A 19,683-nucleotide genomic window follows, 5' to 3' on the forward strand; every position below is an offset into this window, starting at 1 on the left:
ATTTGTGTCAAATTTCGTATCGCGGCCCGCAGCATCTCGTCCTGCCGGCAGAGCTGCGGCGAAGCCGGCGGGGGCGGATCGCTCACGTCGAGCCGTGCTGGATTCCGCTTTTGCCGTAGAATGTCCGACTTGTTTTTAATTTGATACCTCGTCCCATGGCGAAAAACGCAACTCCGGGCGCTGCGGCGTCGGGTGCCGGCCCCGAATCGGTGCCGGCCTCCTACGAAACCGCGCTCGAGGAGCTCGAAACGCTTGTCGCACGGATGGAGGGCGGGACACTGAGCCTCGAGGATTCGCTCGCCGCCTATCGGCGCGGGGCGGTTCTTGTTGCGTTTTGCCAACAACAACTCGACAAGGTGGAGCAGCAGGTGCGTGTGCTCGACGGGGCCACGCTGAAGCCGCACGCCAACGGAGCGGGCGCCACGGACGGCGAAGACGACGATCTATGACATTCGAACAATGGATGCGCGCAGTGCTGGCGCGCGTCGAAGATGCGCTGGGCCACTACTTGCCGGCCGAGACGGTGGTGCCGGGCAAACTGCACGAGGCGATGCGCTACGCGGTGATGGGCGGCGGCAAGCGGGTGCGCCCGCTGCTGTGCCACGCCGCGGGCGAGTTGACGGGGGCGACCGAGGCCGCGCGCAATGCCGCCTCGGCAGCGCTGGAGATGATCCACGTCTACTCGCTGGTGCATGACGACATGCCGTGCATGGACGACGACGCGCTGCGTCGCGGCAAGCCGACCGTCCACATCCAGTATGACGAGCCGACCGCGCTGCTGGTCGGCGACGCGCTGCAATCGCAGGCCTTCGTCGCGCTGACGGACGCGGCCGCGCTGACGGCTGTCCAGCAGGCCGCGCTGGTGCGCGAACTGGCGCTGGCGAGCGGTTCGGTAGGGATGGCCGGCGGCCAGGCGATCGACCTGGCCAGCGTGGGCCTGATGCTCACGCGCGAGCAGCTCGAGACGATGCATCGCAAGAAGACCGGCGCGCTGCTGCGCGCCGCGGTGCGCATGGGCGCGCTCGCCGGCGAGACGCCGTCGGACGACACCATGCGCGCGCTCGACGTCTATGCCGACGCGATCGGCCTGGCCTTCCAGGTAGTCGACGACATTCTCGACGTGACGACCGATTCCGCGACGCTCGGCAAGACGGCGGGCAAGGACGCGGCGGCCAACAAGCCGACCTACGTGTCGATCATCGGCCTCGATGCCTCGCGCGAGCTGGCCGCGCAACTGCGCGCCGACGCGCACGCGGCGCTGCAACCGTTCGGCGCGCGCGCCCAGCGCCTTGCCGAACTCGCCGACCTGGTGGTGAACCGGGTCAGCTGACGCGAAAGCCCGCCGCCGCGCTTCCGGTCGCCAGGAAGCGTGCATAAGGAGTGCGGGCGCGTTTGATTTCCTACAATGGAACGACGATGTACGACTTGCTGAAAACCATCGACGACCCTGCGGACCTGCGCCGCCTCGATCGTCGCCAACTGCAACCGCTCGCCGACGAGCTGCGCGCGTTCGTGCTCGACAGCGTGTCGAAGACGGGCGGCCATTTGTCGTCCAATCTCGGCACGGTCGAACTGACGCTTGCGCTGCATTACGTCTTCAATACGCCGAACGATCGCATCGTGTGGGATGTGGGTCACCAGACCTATCCGCACAAGATCCTGACGGGCCGCCGCGACCAGATGAGCTCGCTGCGCCAGTTCGACGGGATCTCGGGTTTCCCGCGTCGCTCGGAATCGGTCTACGACACCTTCGGCACCGCCCATTCGAGCACCTCGATCTCGGCCGCGCTCGGCATGGCGCTCGCCAGCCAGCTGAACGGCGACGATCGCTTCTCGATCGCCGTGATCGGCGACGGCGCGATGACGGCCGGCATGGCCTTCGAGGCGATGAACAATGCCGGCGTGTCCGAGGATGCCAAGCTGCTGGTGATCCTCAACGACAACGACATGTCGATCTCGCCGCCGGTCGGCGCGCTGAACCGCCACCTGGCGCGCCTGATGTCGGGCCGCTTCTACGCGGCCGCCCGCGCCGGCGTGGAGAAGGTGCTCAGCGTCGCGCCGCCGGTGCTCGAACTCGCGCGCAAGCTCGAGGAGCATGCCAAGGGCATGGTGGTGCCGGCCACGCTGTTCGAGGAATTCGGCTTCAACTACATCGGCCCGATCGACGGTCACGACCTCGACTCGCTGATCCCGACGCTGCAGAACATCAAGGAGCTGCGCGGCCCGCAGTTCCTGCACGTGGTCACCAAGAAAGGCCAGGGCTACAAGCTTGCCGAGGCCGATCCGGTGCTCTACCACGGCCCGGGCAAGTTCAATCCGGCCGAAGGCATCAAGCCCTCGACCACGCCCGCCAAGAAGACCTACACGCAGGTGTTCGGCGAATGGTTGTGCGACATGGCCGAGCTCGACGCGCGCGTGGTCGGCATCACGCCGGCGATGCGCGAGGGCTCGGGCATGGTCGAGTTCGAGAAGCGCTTCAAGGATCGCTACTACGACGTCGGCATCGCCGAGCAGCACGCGGTGACCTTCGCCGGCGGCATGGCGACTGAGGGCCTCAAGCCGGTGGTCGCGATCTACTCGACCTTCCTGCAGCGCGCCTACGACCAGTTGATCCACGACGTGGCGCTGCAGAACCTGCCGGTGGTGTTCGCGATTGATCGCGCCGGCCTGGTCGGTGCCGACGGCGCGACTCACGCAGGCGCCTACGACCTGGCCTTCCTGCGCTGCATCCCGAACATGACGGTGATGGCCGCGTCGGACGAGGACGAGTGCCGCCAGATGCTCTACACGGCGGTCCAGCAGCCGAGCCCAACGGCCGTGCGCTACCCGCGCGGCGCCGGTACCGGCGTGCCGACCGTCAAGGCGATGACGGCGATCCCGGTCGGCAAGGGCGAGGTACGCCGCCGTTCGGCGCAGCCGGAAGGCAAGCGCGTCGCGATCCTGGCCTTCGGCACGATGGTCGCGCCGTCGCTGGCCGCCGCCGAGGAGCTAGACGCCACGGTTGCCAACATGCGCTTCGTGAAGCCGATCGACGCCGAGCTGGTGCGCGAACTCGCGCAGACGCACGACTACCTCGTCACGATCGAGGAGGGCTGCATCCAGGGCGGCGCGGGCTCGGCCTGCGTGGAAGCCCTGATGGAAGGCGGGGTGATCCGTCCGGTGCTGCAGTTGGGCCTGCCCGACCGCTTCATCGATCACGGCGACCCGGCCAAGCTGCTGTCGCTGTGCGGCCTCGACGCCGCCGGCATCGCGAAATCGATCCGCGAGCGCTTCCTCGACCAGGCCGACAGCGTCGCCGACCAGGCGAAGCGCGTGGCCTGAGGATCGCGGCGCCGCCCGGCCGGTTCGGCGGGCGGGCATCCCGTATCTCCGGAACGGAACACATGGGCCTGCGGGCCCATGTTGCTTTTCCGGCTCCCCGCTTGCGAGCGGAGGCGCGCGTGCCGCAAGCGGCGCGTCGCGCGACGACAAGGACTCGAACAAGATGAACCAGATGAATCCCGGCTTCGCGATGCCCGACGTGCAGAGCACGGTCGATACGCGGCAGATCCCGATCCAGCGCGTCGGCGTGAAGGCGGTCCGCCATCCGCTCACGGTGCGCACCGCGAGCGGCGAGATCCAGCCGAGCGTCGGCACGTGGAACCTCGACGTGCATCTGCCGGCCGAGCAGAAGGGCACCCACATGTCGCGGTTCGTCGCGCTGCTCGAGGACAACCGGGAGCCGCTCGGGCCCGAGGCGTTGCGGGGGCTGCTGGCATCGATGCTCGACAAGCTCGAGGCCGTGGCCGGGCGTATCGAGGTGACGTTTCCGTATTTCGTCAGCAAGACCGCGCCGGTGTCGGGGGTGAAGAGCCTGCTCGATTACGAGGTGACGCTGGCCGGCGAGGTGCGCAATGGCGCGACGCGCCTGTTCTTGAAGGTGCTGGTGCCGGTGACGAGCCTGTGCCCGTGCTCGAAGAAGATCTCGCAGTACGGCGCGCATAACCAGCGCTCGCACGTGACGATCGACGCCGAGCTCGATGGCGAGGTGGCCGTCGAGGAGTTGATCCGGATTGCCGAGGAAGAGGCCTCCTGCGAGCTGTGGGGGCTGCTCAAGCGTCCCGACGAGAAGTTCGTCACCGAGCGCGCTTATGAGAATCCCAAGTTCGTCGAGGATCTGGTGCGTGATGTCGCGCAGCGGCTCAATGCCGACGAGCGGATTGTCGCTTATGTGCTGGAGGCGGAGAACTTCGAGTCGATTCACAATCACAGCGCGTATGCGTTGATCGAGCGCGACAAGCGGATCGGTTGACGGCTGACGTCGGGCTGGGCGGACGGACAAAACCCCTCGTGACTTCCATCACGAGGGGTTTTGTTTTCCTTGGGGCGAGTAGGTGGCGCGGGGACGGGGGCGCGTGTCGTCCGTGGTCGTCTTTCACCGCTTGCCTTGTGAGGTTCGGCGGGTGGCCGCGGCCGGATTTTCGATCCATGCAGCGGCGTTTTTTTGCTCGTCCATTTCCCCGTTCCAGTTTTTGACTTGGGCTTGGGGATTGTCTGGATATTCGCCGCGTTGCTGGGCCAGGATGGTGTCGCCCCAGCCGACAGGGGTACCCGGGCGGGGTTCGGCGTGGGGATCGTCGACGGAGATGTTCGAGATGCGTTCGATCGTTTCAGGCCAGATGGGGGCGCGACAGGTTGCGTTTGCGAATACGCGCATGACCGTGAAGACGAGGATGAGCGGCATCAGCAGCAGCCGGACGAAGACCGGGGCGCGCAAGCCGAAGCTGTAAAGCGAGAACAGGAACGCCTCGCGTAGCGTTTCTTGCTGGGTATGGAACAACATCGGTTTGGGTAGATCTTCCGGTCCATCGTTCATGTAGGTGCACCAGTAGTTCCATTGGGCAAGAGCCATGTCGATTTGCGGGTAGCCGGTCCATTCCCTGCCGATCGAGAACACGCGTGCGACGTTGCCGTTGTTGTCGAGCGTGTAGTGTCGGATGTGGAAAATGGTGCCGAACGATGTGTGCTCCCGATGCAGGCAGAAGATCGATTCGGTCGACCAGGGGGCTTCCCAGACTATGTCGCCTTCGCCGGGTTTCGCGAAGTAACGCCGGGAGCGGATTGCGTAGATTTTTTGTACTTCCCGATGCAGGCGAATCGGGCGATGGCGCAGCCCAAAGAACAGGCCCCGGCCGAATCGCCACGTAAATGATCCGAAGAAAATCGTTATGGATGCTGCCATGCAATTAAAGAAAAACATCCAGAATTCGGGGGCGGATCTGTATGCGTAAAAATATATGTGTAAGGTCCAATTCCAGTGCCAATAAATAAAATGGCAACGCCTGCGGCAAACCACTGTTTTTCCAGAAACGATGGCTCTGTTATATCCATGAAAATGGAATTGAAGCGGAAGACTGTTCCGAAATCCTCGATACAGGGGCCTGCCGGTTGATCGATGTGCAATCGATGCGCGACGTCCCATTCCGGAATCGGCTTGCCGATGCACTTTCTTATCGCCCGCTCGTCCATGATCCTAGTTGCCTATTGCAAAGTTGAATGCCTCAAGCTCGTTTTCCAGCGAGCGATATTTTTCGAATTTACTGAACTTGCATCGAGATATCCAATTTTTTATTGCTGACGATTTGTGAGTTGATATTGCGGTGGCGATCAGGATCGAGGAGGCGAGGGCTGGCCAGAAAAATGGAATATTGAATATCGGTGCGGCACTGATGTAGATTCCTAGTGCTCCGCTTGCGAGGTAAAGGCTTGATAGTTTGTATTCTCTGTTTTCATATGCTTGAGGGGAATTTTTTATGATGTCATGGATTCCGAGCATAAATCCGGCGAGGGCACTTAAGTCCTGTCCAATGCGAATGCCGATCGCGGCTCGTTCGCCTGCTCTTGCCCACTGCTTCATCATGAACGTCGACAGCGGATGAGCAGGCGCCTTCGCGATCGTTGCCGAAGCCGTCTCGACAACCGTTCCAAGAATCGATACAACGGCACCGGCAAGCTTCAACTCCGCTTCGTCATGAGTGAATCGATCACGCCCCTCCCATTCCTTGGTCGCGAAGCGCAGCGTCACAAGCTGGAAAATCATCGTCACGACGCCGAGACTGAAATCCTTGGACGATCCGAGCCACCTCTTCGTCGCATCCACCCCAGGCACCCTGATCGCTTTGATCGCGCCGGCCTCGAGTTTCCCGTTCTTCACCAACGTATCGACGTCCATCTCGTAGGCGACGATATTCATGTCCGTCGCGGGCGCCGCCCTCAGAACCTGCTTGCCGACCTGCGTGGCGGCTGCCCTTTGGCTGGTCCGATCGCCATCCAACTTCACTTCCAGCGCTTTGGCCTGCTCCAATGTCCAATCGCGTATCGCCAACTTGTTGGCCTGAGATCGCTTGATTCGAACACCCGATTGCATTGCTAGGCGGATCGTGATGAAACCCACCGCGGAACCGTGTGCAGCCTTCGTCAATACATTGACGACTTGATTGGCCGTCGTGACCACTAGCCTGTCACGCAAGTTCGCGGCGTTGCCCAGATCCTTGATCTGGTCGAAGGCCAGCTTGTAGATATTCAGGAAATTTTCGTACGGAATATCCGAGGCATGAACATGCGCGTCCGCCGCCTTCATCAACTGCTCATGGTTGAACATCAGGGCCGGCGCATACAGATTCCTGATATCCGAAGCCTGGCCGTTCAGCCAGTCGTCGAGCACCTTCTTGCAGGCTTCGGTACCTGCGGCGGCGCCGATCGCCTGCGCGCAGGATTCGCTGTAGGCGTAACCGCTGCGCAAGTCCTTCACGTCATGATTGCCCGCCATCCATTCAGCCAGCAGCAGCGATTTCAGCCAATCGGCGTGAGCCTGCACGAGGGCTTCCCATGTCGGCCTGAACGCATCGAGCGCTTGCTGGTATTCCTGCGGGAAGCGCTTCAGGGCCTCTGAATCGAGCACGCTGACTCGCTTGCCGTCGGCGCCAACCCTGGTCGAAGCCTCCTCCCAAGCTTCGTTGGCCGCATCCTCCTGGGTTGCGGGAATATCGCTCGCTTTCTTTGTTTCCTCTTTCACGGCCTTTTCGAGGCTTCCTGTCTTGATCCACCGGCGCAGCACATGAAAAGCTCCCATTGCATCCGCCGATACTGGGCGACCGATCTTCGTGTTGACAGCGTTGGCCTCCGCAATCGTCCTTGACACGCCATACGTCAAGCCGGCCGTAGCTCGCGCGTTGGCGCGAATGCCGGCTTCCGCGCGCTCCAGCAACTGTGCCGAGATGGATTTCCAATAAATCTGCTCGTCGAAGCCGTTATGCAGGCTGGGAACCGTCAATTCCGCGAGATCGTTGGTGATGCCGACCGGATCATTGACCGCGACCACGAAACCTTTCTTGTTCGGTGATTCCGCCATCGCGTCGCCGATACGTTTGGCCACCTGGCTGCGGCGCGCGAGCGTCTCGTACTTGACAGGCTGATTGCTGAAGGCGAAAGCCTCGGTCATCGCCTGGTCGTCCATCGCGAAATGCGCGATCTGCCGATGTGACGCCTGGAACTCGCCCGTGTCATCCGCATCGCCGGCGAGCATGGCAGGAATATCGATGCACTGCATGTGCTGCATGCGCCACGCTTCGCTTTCCACCTTGTCGTAGACGATCCGCCGAGTCCAGCGAACATTGGACCAGCCGATCCAGAGCTTGGTCGCCTCGTCGCTGCCCGGAGTATGCAGCACATCCACGCATCGACCATAGGAGTCGTAGGCTTCGTCGCTGGTGGGGCATATCTGCCGAATGAACCGGTCTGGTGTGTCGCCGGGCGGTGGCTGGGTGTCGGCAGGGAAGCGCCAGAGGATGCCGTTGTCGAGCACCATGTAGGCGCGCAGGTTCTTGCGCTTCTCGTCGTAGGTATAGAGATACCCGCCGCGCAATGCACGCAAGGTGTATCGGGCGGAGGCGACGGATTGCGGCGCGCGTTCGTCGGTCCGGAAATTGCCGGACAAGGGCGGCGCCTTGTCCGCGCCACGCGGGCACGCGATTGCGTAGCGAACCGGATGGATCAGCAATGACTGACGATCACACATTGGGCAAGCTTTGCGAGCTGGCATGAAAGGCATCCTCGGTAGCCGGCTGGAGCGCCGTGATACTGGGTCAGGGAACAAGGAACGCTTGTCGCAGGCAATGCAGCGCGTAATCGACGAGTGCGTCGGGGCTCGTGATTCCCTGACACACCGCTTCGCAAAACATCCGATCCAGGGTGCTGGGGAGATGTGCGAGGTGATCGATTGAAAAAGCGAGGCGCCGGCGCACGATTCGGTCGGCAAGATCGCTGCGGTCGATGCGAGGCCATTGGTCCGGGCGCGGCCACCCGGACGATGCGTCGACGGCGGCACGCCCGTTGTCGCTCGTCTCGACGCACCAGTAATGCCCCGCCCATGGAAACGTCCACGATGTCACCGGTCCGAGTAGCGCTTGTCGTTGCGAGGGATCCAGGACCGCGAGCGCCATGCTCATCACGCGCGGATCGTAAAAGCGCCAGAAAACGTCCGCGCCTTCAGCGCCGGGACCGACGAGGTGGTTCGCAATGTGTTCCCTGATTGCATCGCCGCTTGCTTCGCTGTCGAGCCAGGCACAGATCACGGGGGCTCGTTCGACATGCCTCTCGGCAAGCAGATATCGGGTTGCCAGGGTTCTTGCCGGGTCGTCGAGGGTGGCTATATCGACCAGTAGCGGCATGCATTCTTCACGATGTGCCAGTACACGCGGCACGCAGGGCTGTCCGCTGAATTCGGAAAGCTCGGGGGTATCGATCCGAGTGACGGGATCGATCAACAGGAAGCCGTGAGGCAGGACGCTGGAACAATGGAACTTCAGTTCTCTTAACTTTTGCGTGGAATGCGGCATGGCGATGATGGCTTTCCCTCGCGCCGGAAGTTCGGCAAGAACCACGGCGACGTCGTGAACTTGATGTGCGAGGGGAATATAGCCACGGGGAACGACGAAAACCATGCGGCCGATCGTATCGATCGGGAATGGAAATATCAGGTGGTTTTCGGGTCTATCTGCGAATCAAAATCGCCGGCATCTGAATAATCAGAATCCATCTGATTATGCGATCTCGTTTACCGCTATTTTTTTGAGTGGCGATAACGCGCTCGGTGCGCATCCGGCGTGCTGGAATCGGCGCCGAGTGGCGCCGCCAGGCTCAAGCTGCCAGCGAGCCCAGGTCCCAGCGCGGCTTGACGGTAAAGGCGTAGTCGCGATTGGCCTGCTCGGGCCAGCGCGCGAGGCGCAGCGCGCCGGCCAGCGCGATCATCGCGCCGTTGTCGGTGCACAGCGCGAGATCGGGGTAATGCACCTCGAAACCGCGCTTCTTCGCGGCTGCCGACAGCGCCGTGCGCAGCTGCCGGTTCGCGCCCACGCCGCCGGCCACCACCAGGCGCTTGAGCCGGGTCTGTTTCAATGCCGCCAGCGATTTCGCGACCAGCACATCCACCGCCGCATCGACGAAACCGCGCGCCAGGTCGGCCTTGGCCGCCTCGAGCGCCTCGCCCGTCGCGCCGCCGGCCTCGATCTTCTTCATCTGCGTGAGCACCGCCGTCTTCAGGCCGCTGAAGCTGAAATCGAGATCGCCCGAATGCAGCATCGGCCGCGGCAGCGCGACCGCGCCGGGCGTGCCGCGCTCGGCCAGCTTCGACACCTCGGGGCCGCCCGGGTAACCGAGGCCGATCAGCTTGGCGGTCTTGTCGAAGGCTTCGCCGGCCGCGTCGTCGAGCGTTTCGCCGAGCGTCTCGTAGACGCCGACGTCGGTCACGCGCATCAGCTGCGTATGGCCGCCCGACACCAGCAGCGCGACGAACGGAAACGGCGGCGGCGCCTCGACCAGCAGCGGCGAGAGCAGGTGGCCTTCGAGATGATGGATGCCGACCGTGGGCTTGTCCCAGGCCATCGCCAGCGCGTTCGCGATGCTCGCGCCGACCAGCAGCGCGCCCGCGAGGCCGGGCCCTTGCGTGAAGGCGATCGCGTCGACCTGCTCGCGCGTCACGCCGCCTTCGGCGAACACCTGCTCGAGCAGCGGCAGCGCGCGGCGGATATGGTCGCGCGAGGCGAGTTCGGGTACCACGCCGCCGTATTCGCGGTGCATCGCGATCTGCGAGTGGAGCGCATGGGAGACGAGGCCGCGCTGCGTGTCGTAGAGCGCGAGGCCGGTTTCGTCGCACGAGCTTTCGATGCCGAGGACAAGCATGGTTGGTGGGGCGGCTGGACAGCCGGATCAGCATTGGCAACCGGGCAGTATAGCAGCGAGGGGCCGGTCGGCGCCGGGCGCGGCTTGCCGGGCGGTTACAATCCGCGCCATGGAAAATTTCGATATCGCCGTGATCGGCGCGGGGGCGGCCGGCATGATGAGCGCGGCCGTCGCCGGGCAACTGGGGCGCCGCGTGGTGCTGATCGACCATTCGCCGCGCCTGGCCGAGAAGATCCGCATCTCCGGCGGCGGCCGCTGCAATTTCACCAATCTCAACGCGGGGCCAGAGAACTACCTGTCGCAGAACCCGCGTTTCTGCCGATCGGCGCTGGCGCGCTACACGCCGCGCGACTTCCTGGCGCTGCTCACGCGTCACCACATCACCTGGCACGAGAAGCACAAGGGCCAGTTGTTCTGCGACCAGCTCAGCGAGGGCATCATCGACGTGCTGCGCGCCGAATGCGACGCGGGGCGCATCGCCTGGCGGCGCCCCGTCTCGGTCGAGGCGGTGCGCCATGCCGACGACACCGGCTTCACGCTCGACACCAGCGCCGGCGCGATCAACGCGCGCGCGCTGATCGTCGCCACGGGCGGCCTGTCGATCCCCAAGATCGGCGCCACCGATTTCGCCTACCGGCTGGCCAAGCAGTTCGGCCACAAGCTGATCGACACGCGCCCCGCGCTGGTGCCGCTGACGTTCGCCTCGGCCGACTGGGCGCCGTTCGCGGCGCTCTCGGGCCTGTCGCTGGAGGTGCGCGTGGCGACCGGCGGCAAAAAGGACGGCGCGGAATTCGTCGAGGACCTGCTGCTCACGCATCGCGGCCTGTCCGGCCCCGGCATCCTGCAGATCTCTAGCTACTGGAAGCCGGGCGAGCCGATCCACGTCGACCTGCTGCCGCGCGAGGACGCGAGCGAGGCGCTGCTGGCCGCCAAGTCCGGCTCGAAGCGGCAGATCGGCGCGCTGCTGTCGGAATGGGTACCGGCGCGGCTGGCCCAGGCCTGGCTCGATACCCAGCGCGTCGCGGCCGACGCGCGCCTGGCCGACCTGCCTGACAAGACGCTGCGCCAGGTCGGCGGCGCGCTGTCGCGCTGGAGCCTGGTGCCCGACGGCACCGAGGGCTACAAGAAGGCCGAGGTGACCAAGGGCGGCGTCGATACGCGCGAGCTGTCCTCGTCGACGATGATGAGCGCGCGCGTTCCGGGACTATTTTTCATCGGCGAATCGATCGACGTGACCGGCTGGCTCGGCGGCTACAACTTCCAGTGGGCCTGGGCCTCGGGCGTGGCGGCCGGGCAGGCGGCAGCGGAACTGGCTCGCGGCGCTTGACGTGCTAGTGCGTTTGTGCAACGCGTCTGCTATACTCGGAAACCTTTCTTCCGTGGTTTCCCTTTTTCAGTGACGGGTCATGACGATCATTCGCGTTAAAGAAAACGAGCCTTTCGAAGTCGCGATGCGCCGCTTCAAGCGGACGATCGAGAAGAACGGTCTGCTGACCGAACTTCGCGCCCGCGAGTTCTACGAAAAGCCGACGGCCGAGCGCAAGCGCAAGAAGGCAGCCGCGGTGAAGCGGCACTACAAGCGCATCCGCAGCCAGACGCTGCCGAAGAAGCTCTACTGAACGCGGGTCGTCACCCACCCCTCACATCTCAGGCGCCGCAGTTTGGCCAGGCGGCGCGCCGGTAGTCCCACGCAGCGGGCTGTCGATGCCGAATTCGAGCAAACCCGCTTGAGCAAGCTCTCAAGCGGGTTTTTGTGTTGATGCCCGGGCGCTCGGGCATTCCGTATTTTTTCTCTCCGGGTGAAGCAATGAGTTTGAAAGACCAGATCAGCGAAGACATGAAGGCCGCGATGCGCGCGAAGGACAGCGCGCGGCTCGCCACGATCCGCCTGCTGCTGGCCGCGATCAAGCAGCGCGAGGTGGACGAGCGCATCACGATCGACGACGCCGGCGTGGTGGCCGTGGTCGACAAGATGCTCAAGCAGCGCAAGGATTCGATCACCCAGTTCCAGGCCGCCGGCCGCGACGACCTGGTCGCGCAGGAGCAGTCGGAAGTGGCGGTGCTGGTTGCCTACATGCCGGCGCAGCTCTCGGAGGCTGAGGTGGCCGACGCGGTGCGGACCGCGATCGTCGAGGTGGGCGCGGCCGGTCCGCAGGACATGGGCAAGGTGATGGGCGTGCTGAAGGCCAAGCTGGCTGGCAAGGCCGACATGACGGCCGTGTCCGCGAGCGTCAAGGCCGCCCTGTCGAAGTGAGCGTCGGGCGGGCGCCCCGCGGTGTCCGCCGGTTCCTGTCCACGCCTGTATCGTGATTCCGAGTTCCTTTCTCCAGGATCTGCTGAACCGCGTCGATATCGTCGACGTGGTGGGCCGCTTCGTCCAACTCAAGAAGGGCGGCGCCAATTTCATGGGGCTCTGCCCGTTCCACAACGAGAAGAGCCCGTCGTTCACCGTCAGTCCGACCAAGCAGTTCTATCACTGCTTCGGCTGCGGCGCCCATGGCACCGCGATCGGCTTCCTGATGGAGCATGCCGGGCTCAGCTTCCCCGAGGCCGTGCAGGAGCTTGCGCAGTCGGTCGGCCTGACCGTCCCGCACGAGCCCTCGATGCGCGGTGGGGGCGGGGGCGGCTACGGTGGCGAGGGCAGCTCGCTGCCGGCCGCCTCGAAATCGGTCACCACCGCCCTGACCGACGTGATGCAGACGGCCAGCGACTATTACCGCAAGCAGTTGCGCGGCGCGACCAATGCGATCCAGTACCTGAAGAAGCGCGGCCTGACCGGCGAGATCGCGATGCGCTTCGGGCTCGGTTACGCGCCCGATGGCTGGCAGAACCTCGAGACGGCCTTCGAGGACTACCGCGCCGACACGCTGGTCGACGCGGGCCTGGTGATCGTGAGCGAGAAAACCGACGCGCAGGGCACCGCGCGCCGCTACGATCGCTTCCGCGAGCGGATCATGTTCCCGATCCGCAACGTCAAGGGCAACGTGATCGGCTTCGGCGGCCGCGTGCTCGATTCGGGCGAGCCGAAGTACCTCAACTCGCCCGAGACGCCGCTGTTCAACAAGGGCAGCGAGCTGTACGGGCTGTTCGAGGCGCGCCTCGCGATCCGCGACCAGAAGTACGCGCTGGTGGTGGAGGGCTACATGGACGTGGTGGCGCTCGCCCAGCTCGGCTTCCCGAACGCGGTGGCCACGCTCGGCACGGCCTGCACGCCGATCCACGTGCAGAAGCTGCTCCGTCAGACCGACACGGTGGTGTTCAGCTTCGACGGCGACGCGGCCGGCCGCCGCGCCGCGCGCCGCGCGCTCGAGGCCTGCCTGCCGCACGCGGCCGACAATCGCACGATCCGTTTCCTGTTCCTGCCGACCGAGCACGATCCCGACAGCTACGTGCGCGAATTCGGCGCCGAGGCGTTCTCGGACCAGGTGCGCCGCGCCATGCCGCTGTCGCAGTTCCTGCTCAACGAGGCGATCGCCGGCAAGGAGCTCGACCAGCCGGAAGGGCGCGCCAAGGCGCTGTTCGAGGCGAAGCCGCTGCTGCAGGCCTTGCCGGCCAATGCCTTGCGCGCGCAGATCATGCACATGTTCGCCGATCGCCTGAACATCCCGTTCGAGGAAGTGGCGGGGCTGAGCGACGTCGACGCGCGGATCGCCGCGCCGGCACGCCAGGCGCCCGCGCGCGCCGACCGGCGCCGCGTGACCGACCACGAGAAACGCACGCTGCGCAACCTGGTGATGTACCCGCGCATCGTGGCCCTGCTCGACGAGGATGATGTTGCGACCCTACGCGGCTTGCCGAGAAATGGGGAGCTATTCGACGAGGTGTTGGCGATCTCGCGGGAGCTGGGCAATGCGGCCGAATTCCGGCTGTTGTCCGACGTTCTCCGCAATACGACGAACGCCGAAACCTACGACGAAATCTTCCGCGAAATTCTCGACTATGATGAAAACGTCCGGGAGCTGCTGCTGCAAAGCCCCGAGGACGAGGCCGGCCAGGAGGCCGTGCGCGAGCGCGAACGGATCGCGGGGGAGGAACTGAAGGCCGCCGTGCTGAAGATGCGCTACGACGCCTGCAACGACCGGCTTAACCAGTTGTCGCGCCAGTCGACGCATTCTCCAGAGGAATTGACCGAGCTGATGGCGCTCAATCGCGCACGCACGGACATGAAGGCAAAACTGGGACTGTAAACGAGGAACAACGGGGTAGGGCGAGAGGCCTACCCCAACGTGCTATAATACAAGGTTTTCAGCGGTTTGTTTTCTAAGCACAAGGGCGAGATTCGCAATGGCAAAGACGACAGGCGGGAAAAGATCAGTAGGCAAGGGCTCCGACGAGCCGACCGGCAAGGTCACGAAGGCCAGCACTGCATCTTCATCTTCCGCGAAGTCGTTGTCCGGCGCGTCGCCAGTTGGCAGGAAACGCACTGCTGCCGGCACCGCCAAGGCTGCGCCGGCACCGACGGTTCGCGCATCACGGGCCGTCGCGAAGTCCGAATCGCGTACGGCGGCCAAGCCGTCGGCGAAGCGGGCAAGTGCGAATAGCGCAAGGGCAGCGGCTGCCGCCGCGGACGAAACGGCAGTACGCACTACTCAAGCATCCACGGTTCAAGAGGCTGTTGTCCAGCAGCCGCGAGTCGATTTAGCCGGTACGGCGAACTCCATGACGAAAAAGCTGAACGAAGTATCCGTCGATGACGACGCAACCCAGAGCGACGAGCAGCCCGCCGCTGCAGCGGGCAAGGAAAAAACCAAGGCGCGGGATCGTCGCGCGAAGGAAAAGCTGCTGCTGAAGGAAGCGTTCGCGACGAGCCAGCCCGGCACGGCCGAGGAGCTCGAGGAGCGGCGCGTCAAGCTGCGCGCGCTCATCAAGCTGGGCAAGGATCGCGGCTTCCTGACGTACGCGGAAATCAACGATCACCTGCCCGACAACTTCACGGAAACGGAAGCGCTCGAAGGCATCATCGGCACGTTCAACGACATGGGCGTGGCGGTCTACGAGCAGGCGCCGGACGCCGAGACCCTGCTGTTGAACGACAACGCGCCCGCCGCGTCGTCGGACGACGAGGTCGAGGAGGAAGCCGAAGTCGCGTTGTCGACGGTCGATTCCGAATTCGGCCGCACCACCGATCCGGTCCGCATGTACATGCGCGAGATGGGCACGGTGGAGCTGCTCACGCGTGAAGGCGAAATCGAGATCGCGAAGCGCATCGAGGACGGCCTGCGCCACATGGTGATGGCCATCTCGGCATGCCCGACCACGATCGCCGATATCCTGGCGATGGCCGAGCGCGTCGCGAACGACGAAATCCGCATCGACGAGTTGGTCGACGGCCTGAACGATCCGAACGCCGAGGACGCCGACGGTTTCAACGCGAAGGAAGCGGAAGAAGCCGAGCAGGCGGACGAGGACGAAGAGGAGGCCGCCGAGGACGAAGAGGAAGAGGACGACGACGGTGCCGCGCAGGCCACCGCCAACGCCGCCCAGCTCGAAGCGCTCAAGCGCACCTCGCTCGAGAAGTTTGCCCTGATCAGCGAATGGTTCGACAAGATGCGTCGCGCTTTCGAGAAGGAAGGCTACAAGTCGAAGTCCTACCTGAAGGCGCAGGAAACGATCCAGAACGAGCTGATGTCGATCCGCTTCACGGCGCGTACCGTCGAGCGTCTGTGCGACACGCTGCGTGCCCAGGTCGACGAGGTGCGTCAGGTCGAGCGCCAGATCCTGCACATCGTGGTCGACAAGTGCGGCATGCCGCGTTCGGAATTCATCTCGCGCTTCCCGGGCAGCGAAACGGATCTGGCCTGGGCCGAGAAGATCGCCACGGAAAGCCATTCGTACAGCGCCATCCTGCAGCGCAACGTGCCGGCGATCCACGAGCAGCAACAGCGCCTGCTGGATCTGCAGGCGCGCGTGGTGCTGCCGCTCAAGGACCTCAAGGAAACCAACCGCCAGATGGCGGCGGGCGAACTGAAGGCGCGCCAGGCCAAGCGTGAAATGACCGAGGCCAACCTGCGCCTGGTGATCTCGATCGCGAAGAAGTACACCAACCGCGGCCTGCAGTTCCTCGACCTGATCCAGGAAGGCAACATCGGCCTGATGAAGGCGGTGGACAAGTTCGAATACCGTCGCGGCTACAAGTTCTCGACCTACGCGACGTGGTGGATCCGCCAGGCGATCACGCGTTCGATCGCGGACCAGGCACGTACCATCCGGATTCCGGTTCACATGATCGAGACGATCAACAAGATGAACCGGATCTCGCGCCAGATCCTGCAGGAAACCGGCCTCGAGCCGGATCCGGCAACCCTGGCCGAAAAGATGGAGATGCCGGAAGACAAGATCCGCAAGATCATGAAGATCGCGAAGGAACCGATCTCGATGGAAACACCGATCGGCGACGACGACGATTCCCATCTCGGCGACTTCATCGAGGATTCGAACACGGTCGCCCCGGCCGACGCCGCGCTGCATGCCAGCATGCGCGACGTCGTCAAGGACGTGCTCGATTCGCTGACGCCGCGCGAGGCCAAGGTGCTGCGGATGCGTTTCGGTATCGAGATGAGTACCGATCACACGCTGGAGGAAGTCGGCAAGCAGTTCGACGTCACGCGTGAGCGGATCCGCCAGATCGAGGCCAAGGCGCTGCGCAAGCTGCGTCACCCGAGCCGTTCGGACAAGCTGAAGTCGTTCCTGGAAGGGAACTGATCGGCGTCAAGCATGTGGCCGCCGCCGGCCGTGAAGGTCGGCGGCGGTTCTTCTCTCCCCAATTGTTCGGTACAATGCCGTCCCCGAGTGCAGTCTGTCGGGGCGCGTGTCAATGCAGTCTTCCCACTGCGTCAGATCAGGGCCTGTAGCTCAGCGGTTAGAGCAGTCGACTCATAATCGATTGGTCGCGGGTTCGAACCCCGCCGGGCCCACCACACTTCCCCCCGAGCATGTCTGCCTGAGTCTGTGCCGTTAAGCATAAAGTGGCCATCGTGACACGTTATGCTTTATTCCCCGATGGGACGCATTTTGCTTTATCGGGAATCGGTGGTAGCGTGAAAAGCTTTGTTCGCGGTGTGCAGCCGCGAATGGGCGTAAAAAAGCCGGCGTGCACGCCGGCTTTTTCGCTGTGAAGGGGGCGCGGGCGCCTAGCTCACGCCAAGCGCCTCCTTGACCTCCTGGAGCACGTCGATGACGCCGCGGATGCTGCCCAGGACCTCCTTGGGCACTCGAGCATTAAGCTCCCGCAGATTGATGGCCTTGCCGTCGGCGATGATGTCCCGGCATGCCGCCTCGATGACGGTGCGGGCATTGCCCACGCTCTGTTCTTTCCGGCGCTGCAGATATTGCCTCCAGCGTTCGGCGAGGACGCGCGCTTCCTTGTTCGCATTCTGGTACAGCAGCCTGGTGTCGACGTCGAGGCGGCGTGCTGCCTCCGCTACGCTAATGATGGACGGCAGTCTGCTGAACGTGTGTAACTCGTCGCGAACCTTCTCCCAGTCGATTGAGCGGGCGGTCGCCCGTTTTGTCTCAGCGGGGAACAGCATCGCGAGCTGGTGGACTTCTGCCGTGCAGGGAGTCCAGCCGTCCAAATTGCCCGTCAGCAACCGCTGGAGTGGCAATCCGGTCTGTGACGCGATGCGCAAATGTGCTGGTAACGCAGGAGCGCCGCCTTCCTTCAACCAGTGATGCACCGTAGTCTTGCTCAGGCCCAGACGCCGCGCAAAAACTGCTCCCTTTCCGTTGTCGACCTGGGTAACAAGCGTTTGTATCGCGTCAAGCATTCCCTGCCGGGCAGGCGGCGCTTCGAGTGACGCTTGAGCTTCCAGCATCGCCCCGACCTGAGTCGCCTTCCAGAGCTCCTCCGGAGAAGCAGGCGCAGGCCGCTCTCCATCGCCGAGAAAAGCCCCGCAGTGCGCGCACCAGCCGGGGACGACGTAGGCCGACTTGTGCCGCGCGTCAGCGCGTCCGCAATCCGGACAGATGTGCACCAGCTCGACCTTGTGCTTGGCGCATACATTCACTGCCCCCACGTCCCATGCCAGGCGGAAATAAGGCGTTTTGCCGCTGTCCCGGTCCTCTGCGAAGCATGCCGGACACCAACGTGAGCGCGTCGCGGCCAGGCTGGTTTGAGCAATAACGTCACGCCATGGCAGCAGTGTGAGTCTGTCGAGTCGTTCGACGCTCGTAAGAGCTGAGAGCGCGGCAGACCAGTTGCTCGCTGCTTCTCCGATGCCGCCGATGTTCCCCACGTGCCATTCGTGCTTCTCCGAAAGCTCCCAGCCAACAGTTTTGGCGAATTGCCGGCAAAGCGCTGCAGCTGACACGCTGTGCGACACGGCCAGCCGGCAGAAGTAGCTGAGCAGGCTTTCAACCTCGGGCGTGCCGAGGCCGATGGGTTCGAGAGCGTGCAGTGTCGAGCGTGGATTTGAAATTGTGTATCTCATGCGACACTCCTTCTGCCAGCTGATGCCTGACGCTGCGGCCTACGCATGATGCGGGTGAGGCCGGGATTGATGGCCTCCTCGCCGTCGAGGATTTCGGTCAATATCCGGTCGCGCTGTGCTTCGGTGAGCAGCGCTCGCCGTAACGCGTCCTCTGACCAACGCCCGTCGGCTTCGGCCAGCCTGGCTGCTCGAGTGAGCACGCTGCTCAGCGTGCCGATGCAGCCCAGCGTGTTCTCGTGGAGCGCTTCTGCGTAACGTGTCAGTTCGCCGCCCCAGAGTTCAGGAAGCATCTTTTCGAATGCTTGGATGCAGGCGATGAACGCTCGAACATCCTCGGGACGGTCCTGCCGATAGCGTTCGAAATGCAGGACATGCGAGCGTCGGGCGAGTTGGCCGGACAACGACATGAGCCGGTACAGGTCGTAGGAGCCGACCAACACCATCTGCGTGCCGCACTGGTTCACCAATGACTTCAGCGTATCAAGCTGAATCTCCAGCTTGGAACTGCCGCGCGTCTGGTGAATGATGTGAGCGGCTTCGTCAATGACGAGGAACTGGACTTGCCGCTCGCGCAGCCCACGTTCGACGGCCGTTCTCAGCGCCGCGAGGCTGTTGCCACTGGCGCCGCGCGGCCGGACCATGCGTCCAGACTGCTGGTCGATACCATAGGCCGCTTTCGGCGAGTCGAGGTCGTCGCCAAGCTGAGCGAGAATCTGCCGATAGAAAAGTCTCCACGAGAACTCGTTCTCACCAGAGGCAGGTGCCTCGACGAAGATGGCCGGAATCGTTCCGGCGTCGGCTTCCATTGCGGCGGAGGCGCGCTCAACTGCCGCCTCGACCATGTATCTGGCCAGCGTGGTCTTGCCGGCGCCAGTCGGGCCGCAAACGAGGAGCGTGCTGTCCTGGCTGCCGGGGTAAATCAAGGTTTCCAGTTCAGACATGACCTGCGCGATGCGCGGGTGTCTGATGCGCTTGCCGAGCAGCATGCTCGCCGAATTCGGAATCGGCGAAAGTGGTGCGGAGTGTTGTTTCATGA

The 19,683-nt window shown here is 63.8% G+C and carries 16 protein-coding genes and 1 tRNA gene; 10 read left to right on the forward strand and 7 right to left on the reverse strand.

Annotated elements, in window-relative coordinates; genetic code table 11:
- Positions 1-155 precede the first annotated feature (155 nt).
- The 4 genes from FB600_RS35010 (at position 156) to folE2 (ending at position 4,291) form a co-directional block, all read left to right on the forward strand.
- Complete coding sequence (locus tag FB600_RS35010) at positions 156-449, forward strand: exodeoxyribonuclease VII small subunit (protein ID WP_025100639.1); 294 nt, start codon at positions 156-158, stop codon at positions 447-449.
- The gene (locus FB600_RS35015) at positions 446-1,330 is read left to right on the forward strand and encodes a polyprenyl synthetase family protein (protein ID WP_013690891.1); all 885 of its coding nucleotides are present in this window, start codon (positions 446-448) and stop codon (positions 1,328-1,330) included. Before FB600_RS35010 ends, FB600_RS35015 begins: the two co-directional genes overlap by 4 nt.
- Positions 1,331-1,416: 86 nt before the next feature.
- Positions 1,417-3,321 (forward strand): 1-deoxy-D-xylulose-5-phosphate synthase, encoded by a 1,905-nt coding sequence (gene dxs / locus FB600_RS35020; protein ID WP_096751506.1) that lies wholly within the window; start codon positions 1,417-1,419, stop codon positions 3,319-3,321.
- A 163-nt stretch (positions 3,322-3,484) separates the two neighbouring features.
- The gene (gene folE2, locus FB600_RS35025; RefSeq protein WP_013690889.1) at positions 3,485-4,291 is read left to right on the forward strand and encodes a GTP cyclohydrolase FolE2; all 807 of its coding nucleotides are present in this window, start codon (positions 3,485-3,487) and stop codon (positions 4,289-4,291) included.
- Positions 4,292-4,414: 123 nt separating this feature from the next.
- Here folE2 and FB600_RS35030 read toward each other — a convergent pair whose 3' ends face one another.
- The 5 genes from FB600_RS35030 to tsaD form a co-directional block, all read right to left on the reverse strand.
- Entirely contained in the window at positions 4,415-5,239 is an 825-nt protein-coding gene (locus FB600_RS35030) for a DUF6708 domain-containing protein (protein ID WP_261383540.1), read from the reverse strand.
- Positions 5,206-5,508, reverse strand: a complete 303-nt coding sequence (locus FB600_RS37990; protein ID WP_227742803.1) for a hypothetical protein — start codon at positions 5,506-5,508, stop codon at positions 5,206-5,208. The genes FB600_RS35030 and FB600_RS37990 overlap by 34 nt, the downstream gene beginning before the upstream one ends.
- Positions 5,509-5,512: 4 nt before the next feature.
- Positions 5,513-8,080: a T6SS effector BTH_I2691 family protein gene (locus FB600_RS35035; RefSeq protein ID WP_145758133.1), complete on the reverse strand. Its 2,568-nt coding sequence runs from the start codon at positions 8,078-8,080 to the stop codon at positions 5,513-5,515.
- 43 nt (positions 8,081-8,123) lie between these two features.
- Complete coding sequence (locus tag FB600_RS35040) at positions 8,124-8,981, reverse strand: DUF4123 domain-containing protein (protein WP_145758134.1); 858 nt, start codon at positions 8,979-8,981, stop codon at positions 8,124-8,126.
- A 196-nt stretch (positions 8,982-9,177) separates the two neighbouring features.
- Complete coding sequence (gene tsaD, locus FB600_RS35045; RefSeq protein ID WP_025101834.1) at positions 9,178-10,218, reverse strand: tRNA (adenosine(37)-N6)-threonylcarbamoyltransferase complex transferase subunit TsaD; 1,041 nt, start codon at positions 10,216-10,218, stop codon at positions 9,178-9,180.
- On the opposite strand from tsaD, the gene FB600_RS35050 reads away from it, so the two are divergent.
- The 6 genes from FB600_RS35050 (at position 10,217) to FB600_RS35075 (ending at position 17,135) form a co-directional block, all read left to right on the forward strand.
- Complete coding sequence (locus tag FB600_RS35050) at positions 10,217-11,545, forward strand: NAD(P)/FAD-dependent oxidoreductase (protein ID WP_261383541.1); 1,329 nt, start codon at positions 10,217-10,219, stop codon at positions 11,543-11,545. The two genes, tsaD and FB600_RS35050, sit on opposite strands and share 2 nt — an antisense overlap.
- A 79-nt stretch (positions 11,546-11,624) precedes the next feature.
- Positions 11,625-11,837 (forward strand): 30S ribosomal protein S21, encoded by a 213-nt coding sequence (gene rpsU / locus FB600_RS35055; RefSeq protein ID WP_006479415.1) that lies wholly within the window; start codon positions 11,625-11,627, stop codon positions 11,835-11,837.
- A gap of 188 nt (positions 11,838-12,025) precedes the next feature.
- Positions 12,026-12,472 carry a GatB/YqeY domain-containing protein gene (locus tag FB600_RS35060; protein WP_013690883.1) on the forward strand — a complete coding sequence of 149 codons (447 nt, stop codon included), beginning with the start codon at positions 12,026-12,028 and terminating at the stop codon, positions 12,470-12,472.
- Positions 12,473-12,524: 52 nt separating this feature from the next.
- Positions 12,525-14,405 carry a DNA primase gene (gene dnaG / locus FB600_RS35065; protein WP_096751502.1) on the forward strand — a complete coding sequence of 627 codons (1,881 nt, stop codon included), beginning with the start codon at positions 12,525-12,527 and terminating at the stop codon, positions 14,403-14,405.
- Positions 14,406-14,502: 97 nt separating this feature from the next.
- Entirely contained in the window at positions 14,503-16,920 is a 2,418-nt protein-coding gene (rpoD, locus tag FB600_RS35070) for an RNA polymerase sigma factor RpoD (RefSeq protein ID WP_013690881.1), read from the forward strand.
- 139 nt (positions 16,921-17,059) lie between these two features.
- Positions 17,060-17,135 (forward strand) — tRNA-Ile (locus tag FB600_RS35075).
- A gap of 213 nt (positions 17,136-17,348) precedes the next feature.
- Here FB600_RS35075 and FB600_RS35080 read toward each other — a convergent pair.
- Both FB600_RS35080 and FB600_RS35085 read right to left on the reverse strand, forming a co-directional pair.
- Positions 17,349-18,647, reverse strand: a complete 1,299-nt coding sequence (locus tag FB600_RS35080; RefSeq protein WP_145758136.1) for a TniQ family protein — start codon at positions 18,645-18,647, stop codon at positions 17,349-17,351.
- Entirely contained in the window at positions 18,644-19,681 is a 1,038-nt protein-coding gene (locus FB600_RS35085; protein ID WP_122768919.1) for an AAA family ATPase, read from the reverse strand. The genes FB600_RS35080 and FB600_RS35085 overlap by 4 nt, the downstream gene beginning before the upstream one ends.
- Positions 19,682-19,683 lie beyond the last annotated feature (2 nt).

Source organism: Burkholderia sp. SJZ089, assembly GCF_007828315.1.
GTDB classification, from domain to species: domain Bacteria; phylum Pseudomonadota; class Gammaproteobacteria; order Burkholderiales; family Burkholderiaceae; genus Burkholderia; species Burkholderia gladioli.

Excerpts from the sequence above, each read along its gene's own strand:
- FB600_RS35085 (WP_122768919.1), bottom strand. The coding sequence starts at position 19,681 with ATGAAACAACACTCCGCACCACTTTCGCCGATTCCGAATTCGGCGAGC.
- FB600_RS35080 (WP_145758136.1), bottom strand. The coding sequence starts at position 18,647 with ATGAGATACACAATTTCAAATCCACGCTCGACACTGCACGCTCTCGAA.
- FB600_RS35010 (WP_025100639.1), top strand. The coding sequence starts at position 156 with ATGGCGAAAAACGCAACTCCGGGCGCTGCGGCGTCGGGTGCCGGCCCC.
- FB600_RS35030 (WP_261383540.1), bottom strand. The coding sequence starts at position 5,239 with ATGTTTTTCTTTAATTGCATGGCAGCATCCATAACGATTTTCTTCGGA.
- folE2 (WP_013690889.1), top strand. The coding sequence starts at position 3,485 with ATGAACCAGATGAATCCCGGCTTCGCGATGCCCGACGTGCAGAGCACG.
- FB600_RS35035 (WP_145758133.1), bottom strand. The coding sequence starts at position 8,080 with ATGCCAGCTCGCAAAGCTTGCCCAATGTGTGATCGTCAGTCATTGCTG.
- tsaD (WP_025101834.1), bottom strand. The coding sequence starts at position 10,218 with ATGCTTGTCCTCGGCATCGAAAGCTCGTGCGACGAAACCGGCCTCGCG.
- FB600_RS37990 (WP_227742803.1), bottom strand. The coding sequence starts at position 5,508 with ATGGACGAGCGGGCGATAAGAAAGTGCATCGGCAAGCCGATTCCGGAA.
- dxs (WP_096751506.1), top strand. The coding sequence starts at position 1,417 with ATGTACGACTTGCTGAAAACCATCGACGACCCTGCGGACCTGCGCCGC.
- FB600_RS35015 (WP_013690891.1), top strand. The coding sequence starts at position 446 with ATGACATTCGAACAATGGATGCGCGCAGTGCTGGCGCGCGTCGAAGAT.
- rpsU (WP_006479415.1), top strand. The coding sequence starts at position 11,625 with ATGACGATCATTCGCGTTAAAGAAAACGAGCCTTTCGAAGTCGCGATG.
- rpoD (WP_013690881.1), top strand. The coding sequence starts at position 14,503 with ATGGCAAAGACGACAGGCGGGAAAAGATCAGTAGGCAAGGGCTCCGAC.
- FB600_RS35050 (WP_261383541.1), top strand. The coding sequence starts at position 10,217 with ATGGTTGGTGGGGCGGCTGGACAGCCGGATCAGCATTGGCAACCGGGC.
- FB600_RS35040 (WP_145758134.1), bottom strand. The coding sequence starts at position 8,981 with ATGGTTTTCGTCGTTCCCCGTGGCTATATTCCCCTCGCACATCAAGTT.
- FB600_RS35060 (WP_013690883.1), top strand. The coding sequence starts at position 12,026 with ATGAGTTTGAAAGACCAGATCAGCGAAGACATGAAGGCCGCGATGCGC.